Source organism: Vibrio sp. SALL6, from assembly GCF_002002385.1.
Taxonomy (GTDB): Bacteria; Pseudomonadota; Gammaproteobacteria; order Enterobacterales; family Vibrionaceae; genus Vibrio; species Vibrio parahaemolyticus.
This window is the reverse complement of the sequence record NZ_MQVK01000031.1, coordinates 19247-38133: the sequence shown is the minus strand read 5'-3', so window position 1 is coordinate 38133 and position 18887 is coordinate 19247. Positions and strand designations below refer to the sequence as shown.

The following is an 18887-nucleotide window of genomic DNA, read 5'->3' as shown; positions in this document are numbered from 1 at the left end:
AGGTGATTATTCTGGTTTGGTGATGCTGCCGATTTCTAGAAGAGGCGCTACATCGATGTCTTCTGCGTTCATCATGGTGGAGATGCGCTGGACAGAAGAAAGCAGCAATGTTTGTTCCCACTCTTCCAATTTTTGGAATCGATTGATGAAGTGTTCTTGCAGCGGAGTTGGCGCCTGTCTCAGAGCTTCTTCGCCCTTCTCGGTAAGTACCGCATGTACCTTACGTTTATCTTCAACGCTACGACGACGCTCAACGAGTTGATTGCGTTCTAATCTGTCCAAAATCGTGGTCGCAGTTGCTTGACTCATATTGGTGTGGTTAGACAACTGTTTGATAGTCACGTTATCTAACTCATTGATAGCACGCATCAAAATCAATTGCGGAGCGGTCAATCCCGACTCTTTGCTCAGCTTTTTAGAATGTAAATCAATAGCGCGGATGATCTGACGAATCGAGACCAATACTTCTTCGTACTTTTCCAATTTTTTCATCCAGTCTGTAGGGAACATGTAACGACGCGACACTAACTCAAATGCGCTGTTATTTAAAGGGCTGCAGTCAAAATTTAGGTCGACATTTTTCAACTATTTATTCGTCTTTGGCGATTTCTTTTTATTCGCTCGTGCAACTGAAACAGAAAGACCTAAAATTATTATAGCAATAATTGTTTGTGGTCTAATTAATGGTGTGGGGATTTACGCTTTTTGTAATGCAAATTACCGACTGAAAAGTAAGTTATTGGATTTTTTAACAGCAAAAGATAGACAAAAACGCCTCAAATGATAGGATCTTCCGCTTTCACGGAATGTAAAACGTATCGTGTTCGAACGATTTTTTGTTTGGTACGGAAAAAATAATACAAAAATAGAGAGGAACGATGACAAAGGGTATAGATAAGTACAGTATTGACAGTACCGACTATACGGTAGGTCAAGACAACGTTCAAAAGTGGGGCTTTGATGTTCATAACCCAGTTTTTGGTATTAGTGCAGGCTTTATTGCACTGTTTCTTGTCGCAGCATTAGTTCTAGATGCTCATACCGCGAAGACGGCATTGGATGGGCTTAAGTGGAAGATCATTGGTTCATTCGACTGGCTGTTTATTATCGCTGGTAACATTTTCGTTATTTTCTGCTTAGCGTTGATTGTGTCGCCGCTCGGGAAAATACGCTTAGGCGGTAAAGATGCGGTCGCTGATTATTCATTCATGTCTTGGCTCGCGATGTTGTTCGCAGCCGGTATGGGTATTGGTTTGATGTTCTGGAGTGTGGCAGAACCAGTGGCTTACTTCACTGGTTGGTACGAAACGCCACTTGGCGTAGAAGCAAACTCACCAGAAGCCGCACGTTTGGCGCTAGGCGCGACGATGTTCCACTGGGGTCTTCACCCTTGGGCAATTTACGGCGTTGTGGCACTTTCACTTGCATTTTTCACCTACAACAAAGGTTTGCCTCTATCAATGCGTTCGATCTTTTACCCATTATTGGGCGATCGCGCTTGGGGCTGGGCTGGCCATATCGTTGATATTCTTGCAGTACTTGCCACGCTATTTGGTCTAGCGACATCACTTGGTTTGGGCGCTCAGCAGGCGGCAAGTGGTATTCACCATGTATTTGGTGTTGAACCTGGTTTAGGTTTGCAAATTGTAGTTATCACTGTGGTTACTCTGCTCGCAGTGGTTTCTGTTGTTCGCGGTATCGACGGCGGCGTAAAAGTGATCAGTAACATCAACATGGTTGTAGCGTTTTTGCTGCTTATCCTTGTTGGTTTGATTGGCTGGGCGGCGAGTTTAGGCTCGATCCCAACAACGTTAATGGCGTACGTAGAAAACATCATTCCATTGAGTAACCCGTTTGGTCGTACCGACGAAGCTTGGTTCCAAGGCTGGACGGTATTCTACTGGGCTTGGTGGATCTCATGGTCACCATTCGTTGGTATGTTCATCGCTCGCGTTTCACGCGGCCGTACAGTACGTGAGTTCATCACAGCGGTACTGATTGTTCCGACGGTAGTCACCGTGGTTTGGATGTCGGTATTTGGTGGTCTGGCGATTGATCAAGTCGTCAACAAAGTAGGCGAGTTAGGCGCAAACGGTCTGACCGACGTATCACTGGCGATGTTCCAAATGTTTGATGTGCTGCCATTTGGCAACATATTGTCGATCATTGCTGTGGTTCTGGTATTGGTATTCTTTATCACCTCTTCAGACTCTGGCTCGTTGGTTATCGACAGCATTACGGCGGGTGGTAAAGTCGATGCGCCTGTATTGCAACGTGTTTTCTGGGCATTTATGGAAGGTGCGATTGCGGTTGCATTGCTTTGGATTGGTGGCTCAGAAGCGGTACAAGCGTTACAAGCGGGCGCCATTTCTACAGCACTGCCATTTACCTTTATATTGCTAGCAATGTGTGTAAGTTTATTGATGGGGATGAAGACAGAGCGTCAATAATCGATCAATTTTATAAATTTGCTTAAATAACAAGTAATTAAGAAGCCAGCACCCTGCTGGCTTTTTTTGTGCGGTTTTTCTGACGCTAGACAAAAAAATGACACGTAAAAGTCCATATTTTACAAAGAGTTAATGCGCTATTTTGTTTTTTAAAAATTAGTGAATAGTCGTGAAAAAGTGTGTAATATTCACCCACCTTAACTGTTCTCCCAACTCAATTATAATTATGAAAATATCATTAAAACAAAAGCTAATAGGCGCAAGCCTTTCTGCTGTTGTTGTGATGGCAACAGCACTTACTTGGTTGTCGGCTGGTCAATTATTTGATCAGACTCGTTCAGGTGTCTATTCACGAGCACAAAGTCTAAGTACCACAGCGTCAGAAGGTATTTCGGACTGGGTTAATATCCGTAAGGATATTGCAAGCGCATTCAACGACTACTCGACAGAGCAAGACGTTGTTCCTTTCCTACAGCAAGCACGCAAAGCTGGTGGCTTTGACGACATCTTCTTGGGTACACCAAACGGCGATATGTATCGTTCTCACCCAGAGCGTAACCGTGCTGACTACGATCCGCGTACTCGCCCTTGGTATAAAGATGCCAATGCAGCAGGTAAGCAGATCATCACAGAAGCATATCAAGACGCTATCACTAACGCATTGCTAGTGACCATTGCTGAACCAGTAATGAAAAACGGCAAGTTTATCGGTGTAGTGGGTGCTGACGTACTTATTGATCAGCTTATCGATGACGTAATCAATCTTGATGCGGGTGAAAATGCGCACGCAATGTTGATTGATATGAACGAAGGTACGTTCCTTGCTCACCCAGATAAAAGCCTAACGCTTAAGCCTATCACCAGTTTTCTAAAAGACTTTTCAGAAGAGGCTATTGAGCGTGCGGCAGCAGAAGGCAAGATTGAAAGCACGATGCTGAAAGGCCAAGAGAAGCTTTACTACTTCAAGAAAGTACCTGGCACGCATTGGATGTTCGCGATTGAAATGGATCGCGCAACAGAAGAAGCAGGCCATGCAGTACTGCTTCGTGACCTGCTGATCACCGCTGTGATGATCACCATCGTTGTGATTCTTGCGGTATCTTGGTTGGTTGGCTTCTTGTTCCGTGACCTAGGCCGCGTGTCTGATGCATTGGAAGAAATTGCATCTGGTGAGGGCGACCTTACTCAACGCCTAGAACCTCGCAGTGACGATGAAGTGGGCAAACTGGCTGAGAACTTCAACCGCTTTGTGGGTAACATGCACACGATGGTTACCAAGCTAAGCCAAGTTTCTGCCTCACTTTCTGAGCAAGCACGTACAACGGCACAACAAGCAGAAGAACGTAGCCAGCGTATTTCTTACCAGCAAGACGAAATCAACATGGTTGCGACTGCGGTTAATGAAATGGCAGCAGCAACGCAAGAGATTGCGGGTAACGCAGACAGCACAGCGCATAGCTCTGAAGAAGCGGTGCAAGCATGTGCTCACGGTTCTAGCCAAGTGAATCAAACGCAAGGCTCTATCCAGAATCTGGCGCAAGAAGTTCAAGTCGCGACAAATGTTATCCAAGAACTTGAAGCGCACGGTAATAGCATCAACACGATTCTATCGACGATTCAAGACATTGCAGAGCAAACTAACTTGTTGGCACTGAACGCGGCGATCGAAGCGGCGCGTGCAGGCGATCAAGGTCGTGGTTTTGCGGTTGTTGCTGACGAAGTTCGCGTATTGAGCCAACGTACTCACGCATCGACGAAAGAAATCCAAGAAACGATCGAAATGCTTCAAGGTACAACCAAGAAAGCGGTTGATATCATGGGAGATGGTCGTCGTTTGGCTGATACCAGTGTGGATGACGCGAATTCTGCAGCAGCGAGCCTGACGCAAATCCACAGTGCGGTAGAGCGCATCAGCGACATGGCAACGCAAATTGCGTCTGCGGCGGAAGAGCAAGCATCTGTAACAACAGAAATCACTCGTAACACAGAAGGCATCCGCGACGTATCGAACGAGCTTTCTGTAGAAGCTCACTCAGCAGCGGAGCAAGCAGCGCACCTATCTGAGCTGTCTCACGAGCTTGAGCAAGAGATCAAACGTTTTAAACTGTAATTCTCAGTTTGACTAAAAAACAAAAGGAGCCGATAGGCTCCTTTTTAATGCATGTTTTTCGGTGAATGATTGTTGGTAAATAGCTACAACAAAAAATCTATCTACAACCAAAAATCACTGATGGGTTGGTCATCATTGTAGTGATGCGCCATCTGCGCCTGAAGCAACTCGGCAGTAGCAATCGCATCAGTTAACGCATGATGCGGAGAGTAGTCTGGTAACCCATAGCGGCGTCGAGACTGCGCCAAACGTAGAGACTCTGGTCTCTTTCCTTTCAGGCGATTCCAAATGCTGCCAGCGCTTTTCTTTTGGATGTTCTCTTCGATTTGTAGCGTGTCTAACACGGGAAATTCAATCCCTTCCCCTATACGCGTTTTCAGCGCTTGATCCAAGAATTCTCTCTCGATTCGACGATAATGCACAACGATGATTTTGCCGCTTAAGCAAGGCAGCAACTCACCCAAAATATCGCTCAGATCTGGCGCATCAATCAATTCACTGTGAGTGATACCGTGGATGATGACGGAATCTTCATCCAACTTTTTCTGAGGTCTTACTTTCCAATGTCGAGCATCGCGCAGAAAAATACGTCTTAGATTGAAAGGTACTAAACCGATAGTAATAATGTCGTGTTTTTCGGGATTGAGCCCCGTCGTTTCGAAATCCAACGCGACAAACTCAACCTCTGAAATGGGGGTATTGGGCGCTGGTAATTCGCTGCCGTAAAAGGCGACAAGATTTTCATCACTGACGAGCTCCAACTTTTGCTGAAACTTGGTTGGCCATTGAATCGCAGGCTTTTGAAATAGCTTTTTGATCATGCCAAACCTCACTTAAAGCTCTTATTTGCTTGATAACGGAACTTAAGGAAGTTCTGCCCATTGCTGAGAATTTGGAAGGCATCTTTCAAATTACGGCGTTCAAAATCGGAGAGGTTTTCTGGCTCGATGTTGTTATCTGGCTCAATTCCGAGTTCAACATCTGTCGCTTGATGGCGAATTCGTACCATAGAGATGAATTCTAACGCGTCTTTTAAGTCCTGAGCTCGACCTTTTGGCAAGATGCCTGCGTCAATAATGTCGTCGAGACGTTCAAACGAGTTTTGTGCACGAGAGCCCACTGCCAAGGCATGCACACGAATCAGATCAACCAGCGGCGCGGTGCCACGACGTTTTAGGTTGATCGAGTTTTTGTGCTGGCCGTCTTTTTCCATCACAAAATCTTTGAAGAAGCCTAATGGCGGCGTGCGGTTTAGCGCATTTCGAGCCAAACATGCTAAGAAGCGATTATTTTTACGCGCTCGACGCACAATGAAGCTGGTGAGCTGTTCTGCCCATTTTAAGCGGCCATACACGCCATCTAAATCGAAAAATATTGATGCATTCAGTAACGCTTTCGGGTTGGGATCGTCAATCCAGTCAGCGAAACATTCTTCCCATTCGGAGCGAGTCATTCGCCACATCGGGTTCGTGGCCATGATGTCACCGGTACAATATTTGTAACCACAAGCGTCAAGGCCGTCACTGACAAACTTGGCGAGATCTTCAAAGTACTTGCCATGTTTCTCTTCTTGATAGGATTCGTCCAGAATAATGGCGTTGTCTTGGTCAGTAACCAGCAACTGTTCGTCGCGTCCCATTGAACCTAATGCGAGGAAGCAATAAGGAATCGGAGGCGCACCAAGTTCTTCTTCGGCCAACTCCAACAAACGCTGTTTGAAACTTCGGCCAATTACTGACATCGCGCTGCCAACCATGTGTGAATTGGCGTCTTCGTTAACCAGACGTACGAAGCTGCTTTTGACTTCTTCTGCGACTGTCGCTAAATCTTCGATGCTTTGCTGCTGAAAAATGCTGCTTACAAGAAGCAGTGAGTTTTGCGATTCATAACGAACAATATCGGTAGTTTCGATGATGCCTATCGGTAGTTGATTTTTGACCACCGGCAGATGATGCACGTTGTAGCGTAACATCGTTAGCATGGCTTCATAGATGTAAGCATTATGGTCGAGAGAGATCACTTCCGTCGTCATGACTGTTGAAACATCATCTTGAGGAGACAAGCCTTCTGCAAGCACTCGAGTACATAAATCTCGGTCAGTAATGATGCCTAAAACGGGCGATTGCGGATCATCTTCGTCACGGACAAAATCGGGGTCGACAATCAAGAGTGATGAAATGTTGTCCTGAGCCATTAACTGCGCTGCTTGTTGGATTGTTTGGCCGCGGTTTATGGTCGGGGCATCGCCAGTAAGTAGGGTCTTGACTTTAGAGGTGGTTAAGTCGTTTGCGTCTTTGTTTTCTGAAATGGTTTGGCGCAAGCGGGCGCTGTTTTCTACTTCAACAAAATCGGCGAAAGAGTCGAAGTTGTCGTAGATCTCTTGAAACACTTCGACCGGAATGCAGTAGAGTAGGGTGTCTTCAATAGCTTTTACCGGGAAACGAACTTTGTTGTTGGTAAGCAGCCCCATTTGACCGAATAAGTCGCCTTCATCGAGACGGTTATAAAGCTCACCCTTGCGGCGATAAACTTCCACCACGCCACTTCTTACCACGAAGAGATCTTGAATATGGTCACCGAAGTGAATGATTGGGGTATCTTGTCGGTAGTAAGAGATTTCAACGCTTTCTGTCACTTTGGTCAGAGTTTCTTCTGGAAGTTCGTTGAAAGGGGGGTACTTGGCGAGAAAGTTATATATCTCGAGAAGTTCTGCATCCATTCGGGTGCCTTTTGTTTCGCAAATAATAAAGTAATCTTAACGCAGTTTTAAGACAGAATCTTATTGGATCACGCTTTTTCGTGCTGAGTCATAAGATTCGGACATCTCCCGCGACAAGGTTTTGTTAATTCGGCTAATATGGAAATTGCCAATTGTAGTTAAGTTTTTAGGTGACTCTCATGAAAGGAAGTAAGATGGTGAGACAGTTATTGCTTGTGCCTCTTGTAGTTTTGCCCGCAATCAGTATCGCTTCGGAAGCGGAACAAGCTGCAAAATTTGGGTATGAGCACATTTATTTGGATGTGGGGTCGGGTACGACCAATAAAGATTGGCTAGACAACTCGAATGCGACTACGCTGGGATTGGGTGGCAATTATCTCATCACCGATAATTGGTTGCTTAATGTTGATTACTCAGCGCAGTTTTTCCATCCTGACGATCTAACACTACGTGTGGATCGATTGTTGTTTGGTGGTGGTTATCGTTATGGAATTAACGACCAACTGGACGTTTATGGTACTTATGGGCTTGGTGCGCTGAAAGCGAAAGCGACGGATGAAAAAACGGATAGCACCATTTCCTCTGACACCGAGTTTCTTCAAGCGGTGACCATTGGTGCAAACTATCTTTTGAATAAACAATGGATGGTGTCAGCACAGATTCAGGCCAACCGAAGTGATGTGGTTGACGAGAATAAGTACAGAATCGGCTTCAATTACCAATGGCATGATGTGATTGGCACGGGCTTGTATTACCAATACCGTGATACAGATTACAGTGGTGAAAGTTCGGATTACATCAACGAAGTCGGCTTAAGTTTGAAGTTCGTATTTTAATCCCATTTAGTAACATCAACCGTAATCAACAGATTTAAGAACAACAAAAAAGGTCAGCATACGCTGACCTTTTCGTTTATTTCGTCTATTTTCGACAGATTATAGAACCGCTGCGATACCTTTACATAGCGGGCCCATGTTTGATTTTGTCATACCAGCTACGCTGATACGGCCAGAACCAACGATGTAAATTGCGAACTCATCTTTCAGACGATTAACTTGCTCTTTAGATAGACCAGAGAACGAGAACATGCCGTTTTGACGTTCGATAAAGCTGAAATCTGCATCCACACCTTCTTCTTTCAGAGTTGCTACGAACAGCTCGCGCATCTCTTGAATACGGTCACGCATTTCTTGTACTTCCGCTTCCCATTCGGCACGCAGTTCTTCGTTGTTTAGAATATGAGTAACAACAGCACTACCGTGAGCTGGTGGGTTAGAGTAGATAGAGCGGATGATCGCTTTTACTTGAGAGAATGCTGTTGTTGCCACTTCTTCAGATTCAGCAACAAGCGTGAATGCGCCTACACGTTCATTGTATAGGCCGAAGTTTTTCGAGAACGAGCTCGCAACGAGAATTTCTTTGTTGTATTTCGCGAAAGTACGTAGGCCAGCTGCGTCTTCTTCTACACCCTTGGCAAAGCCTTGGTATGCAAAGTCGAACAGAGGAAGCAGTTTCTTCTCAGCAATCAGCTTCGCTAGTGTTTCCCATTCTTCAGCAGTTGGATCGATGCCAGTTGGGTTGTGGCAGCAGCCGTGTAGAAGAACGATGTCACCTTCAGATGCAGCTTGAAGATCGTTTAGCATTGCATCGAAGTCTTTGTCTTTAGTTTCTGCGTTGTAGTAAGTGTATTGAGCAGTTTCTAGACCTGCAGCGGTAAACACGCCGTTGTGGTTTGCCCAAGTTGGGTTGCTGATCCAGATTTTTACGTTACCAAGTTGGCGTTTAATGAATTCACCCGCCACGCGTAACGCACCTGTACCACCAGGCGCTTGAGCTGTTTTCGCGCGTTTTTCCGCTACGATTTCAGCGTCTGCACCGAAAAGTAGTTTTTGTACCGCCAGACCGTACTCAGCAGTCCCTTCGATGGTAAGGTATGATTTGGTTTTTTCCGTTTCAATCAGTGCTGCTTCGGCTTTCTTTACGGTAGCAAGAACAGGTGTTTCGCCTTGTTCGTTTTTGTAAATACCAACGCCAAGGTTAATCTTTTCAGCGCGAGGATCTTTTTTAAATTCTTCAGTAAGGCCAAGGATAGGGTCGGCCGGAGCGGCAACTACTTTTTCAAACATAATCTTCATCCATGTTAATCGAAGGGGTCTGCTCGTATTTATACCTTTCAGCAATATTCGTTACAACACTTACTGATAAGAAAACGTAAAAAAATTTCGATTTGAAACAGGATGCTAACATAACCGATGCTTTTGCTATGAAAACCTTGGTTAAATCCGGATGTAAAGGGGAGTTTTGTAGCAATTCGGTGCTAATTTATTCAATCGAACAATTCATGAATCTGATGGCTACTGAGGAGCGATTTTGAGTGGTTTAAAACGTGAATCCTACGAGGTAAGCAGAGCCTGTTGCGAAGGAAAAAGTAGGGAAGGATAAGAAACGCCCCAACGGTGAGGGGCGCTTGCATATTCAATTTACATCGAACGTTGAGGTCTATTTCTTTAGCTCAATTTCTGACTCTACCGCATTGGTTTCGATGTCAGGATTTGAAGACAACTTATCTGTCGCCCAATCGTTCATGTGTTTTAGGATTGCTTTAAGCGCATGCTTTTGCGTTGGGGTGTCACCAGCTTGAACATCTAGTTTTTCTTTTGGGTGTGACCCTGTCGCATCTTCGGCAACGTGTAGCCAATCTGGATGCCAGTAGTAAGGCTGTCCTGATGGCACACTCCACGTATGTACGCCATTGGTCTCGCCTTTATATTTGATGTCATTCTCGTTGTATTTCGTCATTATAATCGTCTCTCATAGTCTATGAGTTGAGGTGTGCATCACCATTAGCCTCTAAATGTAACAGATGGCATGAAAATTAATGTGATAGCAATCTATTTATCCTGTCGATAGATTGCTCACGATGATGCACAGTTCTCATTCAGACATGTTTTGTTCCAAAAGGCTCTCAACCTTGCATAACAGAAGGTTCGCTTCTGGCTATTCACCATTAATGTGCTTAACAATCGCCTCTTTTGCGTGCTCTTCTGTTGGTGTTTCACCTTCTGGAACGACTAGATCCGCTGTTTTGTGCACACCTAGCGCGTCTTCTGCAATATGTAACCAGTCAGGGTGCCAGTAGTAAGGCGTTGTGCTGGCTGGGTGATCCCAACTGTGTACGCCTTTATGAGCACCTCGGTATGAGAGGTCATCCATAGTAAATACTTTCATCATTTTCTCCCGAAATAAAAGTCATACCTTTGAAAGTATGGAACATAAATTCTCACTTCGTATCGCGAATTGATATCACTAAGATTGATTAATTACGTTTCGAGATTGATAGTCGCGTTATCAGAATACGGGCGCGAAGTATGCTAAGGTTCGCTCGGTCGTGATAAATGAGGGAAACATGAACCGATACCGCCAACTGGCTGAACTGTTCAAAACGCAGATTCAGCAAAACACATGGAGAGCAGGGGAAAAGCTGCCGTCAGTGCGTGTCACCAGCCGAAATCATTCCGTCAGCGCCGGAACGGTGTTACAAGCTTATCAGTTGCTCGAAGCGCAAGGCTGGGTCGCGGCAAAACCTCAGTCTGGCTACTTTGTTACCGCAGAGCTGGATCGTTTGGAACCGAGCCCTCCTGCGACCTCTGTTTATCGCTCTAACATCAATGATGAGCTTTACGACTATCTCAAAAATCAAGCGTCACCGGATGCGATGAAGTTCGGCTCTGCCTTTCCAGATCCTGCGTTGTTTCCATTGGATGCGCTGAATCGTAATCTGGCCAGCTCTGGTAGGAAGATGGGGCCAGAGACGTTATTGGATAACTTACCGCCAGGCTCTGAATCATTGCGTCGTTTGATTGCTCAACGTTACATTCAACAAGGTATGGTGTTAACCCATGATGACATTGTCATTACTTCAGGGGCGTTAGAAGCGTTGAATTTGAGCCTTCAGGCCGTGACACAACCGGGAGATACTATCGTGGTTGAATCGCCAACATTTTACGGAGCGCTTCAAGCGATAGAACGTTTGGGTTTAAAGGCGATAGAAATTTCAGTAGACCCGCGTATCGGGCACTCTTTGCAACAAATTGAAGCGGCTTTTACTGACCATGATGTTCGCGCGTGTTGGTTGATGACGAACTTTCACAACCCAACCGGAATGTCATTAAACGATGAGCAGAAGCAGCGCATCGTCGAGCTTGCTGATAAACACGATGTGTATTTGATTGAAGACGATGTGTATTCAGAGCTCTATTTTTCTAACAAGAAACCAAGTTCGCTTAAAACTTTTGATACACAAGATCGTGTGTTGCATTGCGGGTCATTTTCAAAAAGTCTTTGCCCGGGTTATCGGCTGGGGTGGGTGGTCAACAAGCGCTTTAATGAGCATCTGCAAAAACTGCAACTTATCTCGACTTTGTCAGGTAGTGCGCCTATCCAACAAGGTATTGCACATTATTTGCAAAATGACAGCTATGATAATCACCTTAGAAAACTTCGAAAGAATCTTGAGCAGCGACAATCTGCGTTCATTGAGCTTCTCGATAAGTACTTTCCGAAATCGATTCACTACACACAGCCAGAGGGCGGCTATTTTTTATGGGTTGAACTGCCGGAATCAAAATGCGGAAAATCGATTTATCAGAAGTTATTGGAAGACAACATCACCGTTGCATTCGGTAAGTTGTTTTCTGTCGGCCCAGATTATGAGAACTACCTAAGGCTTAATACTTCGTTACCCTGCAACGATGAACTAGAAGAAGCCGTGAAGAAGATCGGAGAATTACTTCACTAGCCAACTGTTTACTTATTTTTTGCTCAAACTGTATCAGTGAACGAATCCGAAGCTGTGTTTCAATTACTAGCTGACAACCATTTTAGGTTAGGAGCAATAATGAAAAAGCAGTTGGTAAAGCATGAACTTAGGCTAATGGGTGTTGCTATCTTTAGCGCATTTTTGTTGGTGTTTGCGCACCTAATATTGGCGAAGTCTTTTTCTCATATGGTTTGGACGGAATACACTGCTGCCGTGATTCCATTCGTCATGTTTGGTTTGTGTGTTGTTGGAGTGAAATACGCCGCGCGAGCAGATAAGGATGAAGACGAAAGCAACAGCTAAATTGCACACGCAGATTGCGAGAAAATTATTCGTACAAAATAAAAGACCTCCACTTGGGAGGTCTTTCTAATTCTGAATCACTAAAAAGTGATTAGAAGTTCGCAGAGCGAGGTGTACGTGGGAATGGGATTACGTCACGAACGTTGCCCATGCCTGTTACGTAAGAGACTAGACGCTCAAAGCCTAGACCAAAGCCTGCGTGTGGCACTGTGCCGTAACGACGTAGGTCACGGTACCAGCTCATGTGTTCAGGGTCGATGCCCATTTCACGCATACGTGCATCTAGAACGTCTAGACGCTCTTCACGCTGAGAACCACCGATGATTTCACCGATACCAGGTGCTAGAACGTCCATCGCAGCTACAGTCTTGCCATCGTCGTTCATACGCATGTAGAACGCTTTGATGTCTTTCGGGTAGTTCTTCACGATTACTGGCGCTTTAAAGTGCTCTTCAGCTAGGAAACGCTCGTGCTCAGAAGACATATCGATACCCCATTCAACTGGGAATTCGAACTCGCGACCAGAGTCCAGAAGGATTTGGATCGCGTCAGTGTAGTCAACTTGTGCAAAGTCAGAAGAAACGAATTGCTCTAGACGAGTGATCGCTTGCTTGTCGATACGCTGAGCGAAGAACTCAAGGTCATCGCGACGCTCTTCAAGTACTGCTTTAAACACGTACTTAAGCATGTCTTCAGCCAGTTTCGCTACATCGTCTAGTTCTGCGAACGCAACCTCAGGCTCAACCATCCAGAATTCTGCTAGGTGGCGGCTTGTGTTTGAGTTTTCAGCACGGAAAGTAGGACCGAAAGTGTAAACCTTGCTTAGTGCACAAGCGTAAGCTTCCGCGTTTAGCTGACCAGATACGGTTAGGAACGTTTCTTTACCGAAGAAGTCTTCGTTGTAGTCCACTTTGCCTGCGTCTGTGCGAGGTAGGTTTTCCATGTCTAGCGTCGAAACGCGGAACATTTCACCAGCACCTTCTGCATCAGAAGCCGTTATTAGTGGCGCAGAGACCCAAAAGTAGCCTTGCTCGTGGTAGAAACGGTGAATTGCTTGAGATAGACAGTTACGTACACGTGCTACCGCACCGATTACGTTAGTGCGCGGACGTAGGTGCGCAACTTCACGTAAGTACTCGATAGAGTGACGAGTTTTTGCCATTGGGTAAGTTTCAGCATCTTCAACCCAACCTACAACTTTAACGTCAGTTGCAGCCAGTTCGAAGTCCTGACCTTGCGCAGGAGACTCAACAATCTTACCAGTTACTTCAACAGAGCAGCCAGTCGTTAGCTTAAGCACTTCATTGTCGTAATTATTAAGATTATTAGGGACCACGGCCTGAATCGGGTCGAAACAAGAGCCGTCATATATGGCAAGGAAAGAGATTCCAGCTTTGGAATCACGACGTGAACGGATCCAGCCGCGAACAGTTACTTCACTGTCTACTGCTAGCTTACCGCTTAGTACGTCTGATACAGGCGCGTAAGTCATGTTTTAAATATTCTCCATTGAGGTAAAAATTCAACTCAACGCTTATCAAAGTGCTTGTCTCAAAACATTTTTGTTTAAAAAACAAGCGAAGCATTGAGTTGGATAGAATTTTACAGATTCAATGGGACATATTACCCGTCAATTCGTCAGCTTCAACCTTTATATTCAATTTGGACGCGAGAAATTTCCTATTTATTTGCCCTTTGTTGCTCAGAAAGGGTGAATTGGTTAAGTAATTGCTCTAAACGCTCAGAAAGTTCTTCCAAATCGACACTGATATCCCGTGTATGAGAGGCAGATTGAGACGTGTCGTTCGCGTGCAAAGTAATCACGTCGATTTTCGATTGAATGTGCTTGCTGACATCCGAGGTGGTTTGAGTTTGCAGTTGGATGTTTTCTGCGTGTTTCAGCACTTGATGCATCTCATCTACGACATTGTGCATGGTTTCAGACAGCGCTTCGACATCCAGTGAACGTTGATGAGCAAATTGACAAACATGATCGACTGACGACAGGGACTCTTCGCTGCCTTGCTGAAATTGGGAAATGATGCTTTCAATGTTGCTGGTGGCTTCGGCGGTACGTGAGGCCAGATTTCTCACTTCATCGGCAACGACTGCAAAGCCACGACCTTGCTCTCCGGCGCGTGCCGCTTCGATTGCTGCGTTTAGAGCGAGTAGGTTAGTTTGTTCGGCGATGCCTTTGATCACACCGAGTATTGAGGAAACTTCTTCGGTTCTCTGATTTAGAGACGTAATCTTCTCACGCACTTGTTCAATGTTGCTGACTAAGCTCTTGATGTCTTCGCTGACATTGTGCGCTTGGCTGGCGCTGTTTGCAGCTACGTCAACGGTGTGGTTTACCAACGTCGTTGCGTTGATTGTTGCTTCTTCAACCACGACTTGCTGCTGCAACATATCAATAATGTTGTTTTGCACTTCATTGGTTTCTAATTGCTGATTGTTTGCTGCTTCATCAGTGGATTGAGCAACGTCGGTGAGACGACCCGCAGACCCTGCTAACGAGTGTGAGGTGTCTTGCACGCGCTCAAGACTTTCCGAAACGGTATCCATAAAGGAATTAATAGACTGGGAAAGTTGGCCAACTTCGTCATTTTGTTTATGGACAAGTCTCTGGGAGAGATCTTTGCTGGCACTAACGTTCGACATAAAGTGCGAGGTTTTTTGAATTGGTCGCACGATGATCTTACGAATCAATCCCATGGTGATGAGAAAACCAACCAACGCAATGGCAGACATGATGCCCATCGCGTACATCGCTTGTTTATTGATCATCGAACTCACGTGGTTCATGTTGTATTCCAAGCGAATAGCACCCAATACTTCACCCTCTGGCGCGACATGACAAGAAACACAATTGGTGCCGCGATAGTTTTGGCTCGATTTCATTGGCAGCGCCACAACAATGCCTTTGCCCCAGTCCGCAGTAATTGGTTCTATCACTAGCTCGCCCGCTAGTGCACGCTGATCAATCTCATCAATAGGTTGCTGATTGGCTTGTCCTGCACCGTACAGTTTTGTAACGGCATCGGCACGTAGCACTCGAACTTGCTCAATACCTTCTTGAGCGAGTGCTTTTTGTCGCAGCGTTTCCTTTTGAGACATGGTGCCAGTGAGCATCATCATGTTCAGACTATCGAAGTAGTTGCTGGCTTTGTCGTGCAGTTGTTCACTAAGAACATCATTTATCAGCGTTTTTTGTTGATAGTGTTGGTATGCCGTCGACGCGGCGAGAACACAGCTAAAAACGACAATTAACGCGAGCAGGAGCTTAAAGGTAATAGTTGAGCGCATATTTTTATAAGTGTAATTGGAACGAACTGCACAATATTAGTCTTCTCGCATAGGTTGCGCGATGAGCGAAATGAATGATTGTGACCCTACACATGTTGGGGATATGTAATTGTGATGTGAGTGCTGTGTAATCAAATGTTTGGCGCATGACAAAAATGCGACGCTTTGGTGTGCGTGATGGCAAAGAGGTCAGGAATAAGCGGCAGTTTTTGCTACGCTTGTATGGGGTAACGCTTGTCTCTTGCCAGCGAATTCCTTAGTATTGCCTGTCTTTTTTAAAGCCTGAGAATCAAGATGAAAACAGAATTGTACAAAGAGTTTATGTTCGAAGCGGCACACCATTTGCCACACGTACCAGAAGGTCACAAGTGTGGTCGTTTGCACGGACACTCTTTCCTTGTTCGTCTTTATGTAGAAGGTGAAGTTGATCCACATACAGGTTGGGTTGTGGATTTTGCAGAGATAAAAGCTGCATTTAAACCAATTTACAATCGCTTAGACCACTACTACCTAAACGACATCGAAGGTCTAGAAAACCCGACCAGCGAAGTGTTAGCAAAATGGATTTGGCAACAGCTAAAACCAAACCTACCGCTACTAAGCAAAGTAGAGATCAAAGAAACTTGTACAGCAGGTTGTATCTACAAGGGTGAATAACCTTCGTAGTAATCCCATGTTCAATAACAAAGGCAAGCCTATCGCTTGCCTTTGTTTTATCTAGCGTTTGGTTATTGAGCGTTTAACCAAGCGGGTGACGCATCAACCATTCTTTTTCTTGCTCGCCATAAATGGCTTTTTCTGTATTCGTAAAGCCACAAGCCGAGAAAAAGTCGAGTGCACCTTGATGGCTATTTGGTACTGTCACGCAAAGCGAGGTGCTCTCTGGGTCGATGGTATATGCGTACACAAACAGTTTTTTCAGCGCCTCTGCACCAATACCTTGGCGTTGAAAGCGGCGATCAATCATCAAATAATTAAGGCCCAACTCATGCCGCATTGCAAAAGGAGCATGCTGAGCAAACCCTTTATCGATGATCAGATAGCCGACGGTTAGGTAGTCCGAATAAATAGTAAAAAATACTTCTGACTTGTTTCGCTTTTGGTAAGCCTGTTCAAACGGCTTGGCAAATCCTATTTGCTCTTCCTGCACGTCCAATTGCATCAAACTCGAAAAATCTTTCAGTTTGGTTGGTTTAATAGCAATCATGGTTTCAATCACGAGTGGGCGGTGGATGGTCTCACCACCTAACAAAAATGGACGAACGTCTTTAACTTTCATCCAGTTATAGACGCTAGTGATACCCAAATCACTTCGCACACTTAGCGCGAATACATTATGAAGTCATTTGGGTATCAGCTAGTTTAAGTAACTCGCGGCATTAAGAAAAGCTAGAAATGCAGAGGATAGAAGTAACCTTGATGAATGTAGGCTCCTAACGTTGTGAGTAAGTGAGCACTATCTGCGGTTTCGACGCCTTCGACGATGACTGTGCAGCGGTAAGTGTTTCCCATCGCAATCAACTGACGCAGCGTTTCCACTTTCTTATCGTCCGATTTTAAACCAATCACAAACTCCCGATCTATTTTCAAATAATCTGGATTGATTTTGCTGATAAGTGACACGTTGTTGTTTCCAGTACCAAAGTCATCAATGCTGATTTTGCAGTTCAGTAATTTTAGTTTCGCGACGTTGTCGTAGATCTCGGAGGTGTAGTACATGGACGCGTTCTCCGTGATTTCGATGGTCAGTAAACGGCAGTCTCTGCTCGCGAGTTCTTGATAAAGAGTCGAAAAGTTTCTGCCTCGTAGAAGAGAAGGGCACACATTGATGCTGATGGGCACCAACAAAGTCGGCTGTTTGGCGTAAATTGCTCGGATCACCAAGATCGTGTGGATCAAAAGCAGTCCATTGCTGATGAGTGTTTCGATGAACCTTTGGGTGTTCTTCACTTTGAATCGAGAAAGGGCTTCGTAGTGAATATTTTGCTGCGTTGAGGTGTTGTAGATCGGTTCGAGCTTGATATGAAATTCTCGAATAGCAAACAGATACGTGATGAACGCTTGTAGCGACCGATGCCTTAGTATCACTAAAAAGAACAGGCTCAACAAAATGATGCTCTTAAAAGGTCCTGAGATGTAATACACCTCTTTATAGCCTGTATCTTTAATTTGATAGTGAAAGTATCGCCCGTTGGTGTTGCCAATTTCGAACGATGTACCTGTGTTGGTGTAAAGCTTCATCCCTGAAAGGAAAAAGCGCGAGATGTGGCTCTCCACGTTATTCTGTAAGTTGATGTTTTTCACACGAACTAAAATGGTGGCGTTGTTGATGTCGAAGGATTGAGTCGTGTAATTGCTGTTATCGCTCCACTCGTTGAACGCTTTTTGGCTGACGGGAACCACCGCCTCTGGCGTGACCAAGCAGCGGATATTAAAGCGATCCAACATCATGCTGGATTCAACGAGCTTTACGTTATCAAACAACCCTTTTAGTTGGTCTTCATCAGCATAGCAACTCATCTGAGACAGGCTGTCGGCAATGTCCAATGCGCTATCTAAATAGTTGTGTTTCACAATACTGTTGATGGCGTAATAGCAGACCGAGAAAAAGATAGCTGTAGTAACCAGCAGCACCCAAGCGATGTCGGTGTATATCCTTTTATTCCGCAAGCAAATACGAAGGGCTTTTCTGACGCTATTTTTCGTGTGTTGGTTGATTCTCTTTTGTTGATAGATGCCGCTTTGGTGAGTATGTAGCATGGTAAAAGGGATGAAATATCCCGTCCTGTGAATGTTTTCTATGATGTTTCTCGTGGGAGAAACGTGATCTTCCGTGAGCTTGCGAAACTTCTTTCTCAATGCTGCCACCGCGTTTTTAAATCCATTTTCTGGCAAAGCCATCTTGTAGTGTTGAGTGATTTTTCTCTCAATAACGCGCTGACTGATCGGCGTATTTAAACTGCCGTAAGTAGCAATAGTTGAAAGAATGGCATACTCATTTGAACTAACAGGGATGGCGTGGTGGAGTGTGTTGTTGATCTCTAAAGAAATGTCGTTTTCGGACAAGCAAACGCAGATTTGGTTTCCAAGTTCAAACCTAATCATGTGTTGATAAGCTCCAATTTAAATTTTGGCTACGTTATCAATAATGAGAAGTGAAGGGTGTGATTTTGTACGGGG

At 45.0% G+C, this 18887-nt stretch carries 16 protein-coding genes; 6 read left to right on the top strand and 10 right to left on the bottom strand.

Annotated elements, in window-relative coordinates:
* Positions 1-6 precede the first annotated feature (6 nt).
* The gene (cosR, locus tag BIW15_RS19290) at positions 7-483 is read right to left on the bottom strand and encodes a MarR family transcriptional regulator CosR (protein ID WP_005494763.1); all 477 of its coding nucleotides are present in this window, start codon (positions 481-483) and stop codon (positions 7-9) included.
* A gap of 395 nt (positions 484-878) precedes the next feature.
* Between cosR and BIW15_RS19285 the strand changes: the two genes are divergently transcribed.
* Entirely contained in the window at positions 879-2450 is a 1572-nt protein-coding gene (locus BIW15_RS19285; protein WP_005458059.1) for a BCCT family transporter, read from the top strand.
* Between the two features lie 226 nt (positions 2451-2676).
* The gene (locus tag BIW15_RS19280) at positions 2677-4560 is read left to right on the top strand and encodes a methyl-accepting chemotaxis protein (RefSeq protein ID WP_005458057.1); all 1884 of its coding nucleotides are present in this window, start codon (positions 2677-2679) and stop codon (positions 4558-4560) included.
* Positions 4561-4661: 101 nt separating this feature from the next.
* Here the strand turns inward: BIW15_RS19280 and BIW15_RS19275 are convergent, their stop codons facing one another.
* Together BIW15_RS19275 and BIW15_RS19270 are read right to left on the bottom strand one after the other, a co-directional pair.
* On the bottom strand, positions 4662-5381 hold the full coding sequence (locus tag BIW15_RS19275) for a 3'-5' exonuclease (protein ID WP_179115311.1): 720 nt from the start codon (positions 5379-5381) through the stop codon (positions 4662-4664).
* Between the two features lie 8 nt (positions 5382-5389).
* Positions 5390-7279 carry a putative nucleotidyltransferase substrate binding domain-containing protein gene (locus BIW15_RS19270; protein WP_017448443.1) on the bottom strand — a complete coding sequence of 630 codons (1890 nt, stop codon included), beginning with the start codon at positions 7277-7279 and terminating at the stop codon, positions 5390-5392.
* A gap of 194 nt (positions 7280-7473) precedes the next feature.
* Here BIW15_RS19270 and BIW15_RS19265 point away from each other — a divergent pair, with 194 nt between their 5' ends.
* Complete coding sequence (locus tag BIW15_RS19265) at positions 7474-8115, top strand: outer membrane beta-barrel protein (RefSeq protein WP_031415793.1); 642 nt, start codon at positions 7474-7476, stop codon at positions 8113-8115.
* A 99-nt stretch (positions 8116-8214) separates the two neighbouring features.
* Here the strand turns inward: BIW15_RS19265 and BIW15_RS19260 are convergent, their stop codons facing one another.
* The 3 genes from BIW15_RS19260 to BIW15_RS19250 form a co-directional block, all read right to left on the bottom strand.
* A complete protein-coding gene (locus tag BIW15_RS19260; RefSeq protein ID WP_005458051.1) occupies positions 8215-9405 on the bottom strand; it encodes an amino acid aminotransferase in 1191 nt (396 codons plus the stop codon).
* Between the two features lie 373 nt (positions 9406-9778).
* Positions 9779-10078: a hypothetical protein gene (locus BIW15_RS19255; protein ID WP_005458048.1), complete on the bottom strand. Its 300-nt coding sequence runs from the start codon at positions 10076-10078 to the stop codon at positions 9779-9781.
* Between the two features lie 198 nt (positions 10079-10276).
* Complete coding sequence (locus BIW15_RS19250; protein ID WP_005483298.1) at positions 10277-10507, bottom strand: hypothetical protein; 231 nt, start codon at positions 10505-10507, stop codon at positions 10277-10279.
* A 178-nt stretch (positions 10508-10685) separates the two neighbouring features.
* On the opposite strand from BIW15_RS19250, the gene BIW15_RS19245 reads away from it, so the two are divergent.
* The gene (locus BIW15_RS19245; protein WP_031848616.1) at positions 10686-12077 is read left to right on the top strand and encodes a PLP-dependent aminotransferase family protein; all 1392 of its coding nucleotides are present in this window, start codon (positions 10686-10688) and stop codon (positions 12075-12077) included.
* A 99-nt stretch (positions 12078-12176) separates the two neighbouring features.
* Positions 12177-12401 (top strand): hypothetical protein, encoded by a 225-nt coding sequence (locus tag BIW15_RS19240; RefSeq protein ID WP_005485465.1) that lies wholly within the window; start codon positions 12177-12179, stop codon positions 12399-12401.
* A gap of 91 nt (positions 12402-12492) precedes the next feature.
* Here BIW15_RS19240 and asnS read toward each other — a convergent pair whose 3' ends face one another.
* Together asnS and BIW15_RS19230 are read right to left on the bottom strand one after the other, a co-directional pair.
* On the bottom strand, positions 12493-13893 hold the full coding sequence (asnS, locus tag BIW15_RS19235; RefSeq protein WP_005458036.1) for an asparagine--tRNA ligase: 1401 nt from the start codon (positions 13891-13893) through the stop codon (positions 12493-12495).
* A 188-nt stretch (positions 13894-14081) separates the two neighbouring features.
* Positions 14082-15707 (bottom strand): methyl-accepting chemotaxis protein, encoded by a 1626-nt coding sequence (locus BIW15_RS19230; protein ID WP_025533449.1) that lies wholly within the window; start codon positions 15705-15707, stop codon positions 14082-14084.
* A gap of 294 nt (positions 15708-16001) precedes the next feature.
* On the opposite strand from BIW15_RS19230, the gene queD reads away from it, so the two are divergent.
* Complete coding sequence (gene queD, locus BIW15_RS19225) at positions 16002-16364, top strand: 6-carboxytetrahydropterin synthase QueD (protein WP_005494779.1); 363 nt, start codon at positions 16002-16004, stop codon at positions 16362-16364.
* Between the two features lie 82 nt (positions 16365-16446).
* On the opposite strand, the gene BIW15_RS19220 is transcribed toward queD, so the two are convergent.
* Together BIW15_RS19220 and BIW15_RS19215 are read right to left on the bottom strand one after the other, a co-directional pair.
* A complete protein-coding gene (locus BIW15_RS19220) occupies positions 16447-16914 on the bottom strand; it encodes an N-acetyltransferase (protein ID WP_021448879.1) in 468 nt (155 codons plus the stop codon).
* Between the two features lie 182 nt (positions 16915-17096).
* On the bottom strand, positions 17097-18812 hold the full coding sequence (locus BIW15_RS19215) for an EAL domain-containing protein (protein WP_077281469.1): 1716 nt from the start codon (positions 18810-18812) through the stop codon (positions 17097-17099).
* Positions 18813-18887: the final 75 nt, after the last annotated feature.